Below are 2,196 nucleotides of genomic sequence, written 5' to 3'. Positions count from 1 at the left end.
AGTAGTTGATCGCTTTAGCTGTATCACCTTTCTGCGACACCATACTCAACGTCGAGCGCAGCCAGAGCTCGAAGTCGTTCATCAGCGGGCGGGTTCTTTCTTGTCGCACGCGCCATCGCTCGTCCGGCGGCTTACCGCGGATCTCGGCTTCGATTGCGTATAACTCGCCAATCCGACGCAGCGCTTCCGTGTTCACATCGTTCTTGCGCGCAACGAACAGGTCGTGGAATTTACGGCGAGCGTGCGCCATGCATCCCGCTTCGCGCACGGCGCCGGACTCATAGATCGCGTCGTAGCCGGCGAATGCGTCTGCTTGCAGTGTCCCTTTGAAGCCCAACAGATGCGCCTGGGGATGCTCGCCGGAACGATTGGGGCTGTAGGCAAACCAGGCCGCTGGTGCCTCATTTGAACCGGATGGCCGGTCGTCTCGAACGTACGTCCAGATCCGACCGGTCTTGGTCTTGCCGTTGCCGGGTTCGAGTACCGGCACGGGCGTGTCATCGGTGTGGATCTTCTTGGCTGACATCACGTACTGACGAATCGTCTCGACCAACGGGCGCACAAGCGCGCTGCACTGGCCGACCCAGTCGGCGAGCGTCGAGCGGCTCAACTCGACGCCGTCACGCGCATAGATAATCGATTGTCTGTACAGAGGAAGGTGGTCGCAGAACTTGGCGACAAGAATATGGGCGAGCAGACTTGGGCCCGGCATGCCCCGATCAATAGGACGGCTCGGAGCTGCGGCTTGAACGATGCAATCACAGCAGGTGCAAGCCTTCTTGGGACGGCGATGACGGATCACCCTCCAATGGCCGGGCACATACTCAAGTTGCTCGGCAACGTCTTCACCGAGATCGGCCAGTGCACCACCGCATTGCGGGCAAGCTTCTTCGACTGGCTGATGAACGATGTCTTGGCGCGGCAGATGATCGGGTAGCGGCTTGCGACCCGTCGACTTGCTGCCTTCGGCCCGACGTGACCTCGGTGACTCGACGGCTGCGGTGCCATCATCCGTCTGGAGGTCTTCGAGGCGAAGTTCAAGCTGTTCAATCTGGCGATCAATCTTCTCGGATTTGCGACCGAACTGCATCCGCTGCAGCTTGGCAATCCACAGCTTCAGATGCTCGATCTCGAGCGTCCTATCCGATAGATTCTTCTGTAAAGTCGAGACGGTGTCGCGCAATTGTTCGAGATCGCCGTCGCGCTCCTGCAGCGCCGCTTCACGAGCGAGCACAAGGGCTTTTAAAGCCTCAATGTCGTCTGGGAGGATGCCGTCGCCGGATGTCATGCGCGTAGTTTACGCCGACGAATAGCTCGATTGCCCCGCTGTCACAGACGTTTACAAAGCGCTGCGCGGGCGAGCTGCATCAAGTGGCTGACGCCAGTCAAATCCCTCGAGAAGGAGACCAAGTTGCGCGCTCGTTAGGCAGACGATACCGCCGTCGGCCCGCGGCCAGGCGAAGCGGCCTCGCTCGAGCCGTTTGGAGAGCAGACATAGCCCACCATCTCGCCAGTAAAGACACTTCAGAAGGTCGCCGCGTTTGCCCCGGAAGACGAACACATGCCCGGAGAACGGATCCTTTTGAAGGACTATTTGCACCTTTGCGGCGAGCCCGTCGAAACCGCATCGCATGTCCGTGAACCCGGCTGCTATCCAGATACGCGTGCTCGTCGACTGTTCGACGACCGAGGCAAGCCCTTGCGACCGCATCATCGACTCAGGCATTGCATCACCAAGCGCAGTGCATCGGGATCAACGTGGCCTTCAATGCGCACTTCACTTCGCGCAAACAGCACTCGCAAGACGCCCGCAGATGTGTGCGTCTCCGATGGCGCCGAAGCCTTCTCCTTCTCGTCAGGTTCGCTCAACACCACCGGTAACATGAGGGCGTCTTCCCGCTTCGGGTCAAGTCGGCCTTCCAGATACTGCTTGCGCCAGTCGAACACTTGATTCGCATTCACTTCATGCGCTCGCGCTACTTCCGCCACGGATCGACCAGGCACCAACGTCTCTCTGACGATTTGGCACTTCTCTTCCACCGTACGGCGCCGATAGCGCCGCGTACCTTGATCGTCGCCGCCCAATTCAGTGACTCTGTCCATGATCTCCCTTTATGGACACAGTGACATTTGTGCCCAACGAAAGCATGGGGTGCGATGCGACCAGAATCTAGACGGTCAAGATCGGACGCTTAC

Annotated in this window: 3 protein-coding genes; all 3 read right to left on the bottom strand. The window is 59.2% G+C overall.

Annotated elements, in window-relative coordinates; all coding sequences use genetic code 11:
* A partial coding sequence (gene tnpC, locus KHO23_RS34800) for an IS66 family transposase (RefSeq protein WP_211617531.1) occupies window positions 1-1,288 on the bottom strand: 1,288 nt, incomplete at its 3' end.
* A 51-nt stretch (window positions 1,289-1,339) separates the two neighbouring features.
* On the bottom strand, window positions 1,340-1,711 hold the full coding sequence (tnpB, locus tag KHO23_RS34795) for an IS66 family insertion sequence element accessory protein TnpB (protein WP_200655457.1): 372 nt from the start codon (window positions 1,709-1,711) through the stop codon (window positions 1,340-1,342).
* Window positions 1,711-2,103 (bottom strand): IS66-like element accessory protein TnpA, encoded by a 393-nt coding sequence (gene tnpA, locus KHO23_RS35530; RefSeq protein ID WP_267914085.1) that lies wholly within the window; start codon window positions 2,101-2,103, stop codon window positions 1,711-1,713. Before tnpA ends, tnpB begins: the two co-directional genes overlap by 1 nt.
* Window positions 2,104-2,196 lie beyond the last annotated feature (93 nt).

Origin of the sequence: Paraburkholderia haematera (assembly GCF_905220975.1) — a bacterium.
Lineage (GTDB): Bacteria > Pseudomonadota > Gammaproteobacteria > Burkholderiales > Burkholderiaceae > Paraburkholderia > Paraburkholderia haematera.
The sequence above is the reverse complement of the archived record's forward strand: the minus strand, read 5'-3'. Positions and strand labels throughout refer to the sequence as shown.

What these genes read in the sequence shown, in the direction of transcription:
- tnpA (WP_267914085.1), bottom strand. Translation starts at nt 2,103, where the DNA reads ATGGACAGAGTCACTGAATTGGGCGGCGACGATCAAGGTACGCGGCGC.
- tnpB (WP_200655457.1), bottom strand. Translation starts at nt 1,711, where the DNA reads ATGCGGTCGCAAGGGCTTGCCTCGGTCGTCGAACAGTCGACGAGCACG.